Source organism: Winogradskyella aquimaris, from assembly GCF_042676105.1.
Classification (GTDB): Bacteria; Bacteroidota; Bacteroidia; order Flavobacteriales; family Flavobacteriaceae; genus Winogradskyella; species Winogradskyella aquimaris.
Map to the genome: position 1 here is coordinate 1 of NZ_JBHTJQ010000030.1, position 974 is coordinate 974.

Annotated in this window: 1 protein-coding gene; it reads left to right on the plus strand. The window is 46.3% G+C overall.

The genetic code is table 11. The annotated features are described in order from the left end of the window. Positions 1-974 (plus strand): HYR-like domain-containing protein (locus ACFQ1K_RS14550; protein WP_449361586.1); only part of this gene is annotated, 974 nt, incomplete at both ends.

Here is a 974-nt window from a genome sequence, read left to right on the forward strand (position 1 = left end):
AGAACTTGGACGGCTACCGATGCCTGTGGCAACGAGACCGTGCATACACAGACCATTACCGTTCAGGATACTGTGGCACCTATACTAACTCTTCCTGCGGATATTACTATCGAATGTACAGAAGATGAATCCTCAATAAATACTGGTATAGCAACGGCTTCAGATAACTGTGGTACGGTAACCGTTACCGAATCCGATGTCGAAACTGCTGCTTGCGGCAATACAAAAACTATCGTTCGTACTTGGACCGCTACTGATGCTTGTGGTAACTCCGTGTCTGCCGAACAAACCATTACTTTAGTCGACACTACTCCACCGACCATTGATAATACCAATACCGACGATATTGTTATCCAATGTGGCGTGACACCTGATGGTACCTTAGAAGCATGGTTGACCAATAATGCCGGTGCCACTGCTAACGATACTTGTGGTACCGTTACATGGTCTAATGACTATGGCTCTAATACTGATGTAAATTGCGCCAATGGAGCCGTTACTGTAACCTTTACCGCAACGGATGACTGTGGTAATTCCTCTACTACTACGGCTACATATTCCATTATTGATACTGTGGATCCTGTATTGACTATTCCTGCGGATATTACCTTAGAATGTACTGAAAGTACAGATCCTTCTAATACCGGTAATGCTACCGCTACGGATGACTGTGCACTTCCTAATGTCACTTTCAGTGATACTGAAGTAACCGATTGTGGTGATACAAAAACGATAACAAGAACGTGGACGGCTACCGATGCATGCGGCAACAGTGTATCTGCTGACCAAACCATTACGGTAATTGACACTACTGCTCCTTCGTTCAACGAGGCGCTGCCTGCCGATGCTACCGTTGAGTGCGATGCGGTACCTACTGCCGAGACCTTGACGGCTTCGGACAACTGCGGTACGGCTACGGTGACTTTTAATGAGACTACCACTGCCGGTACTTGTGATAACGACTACACATTGAC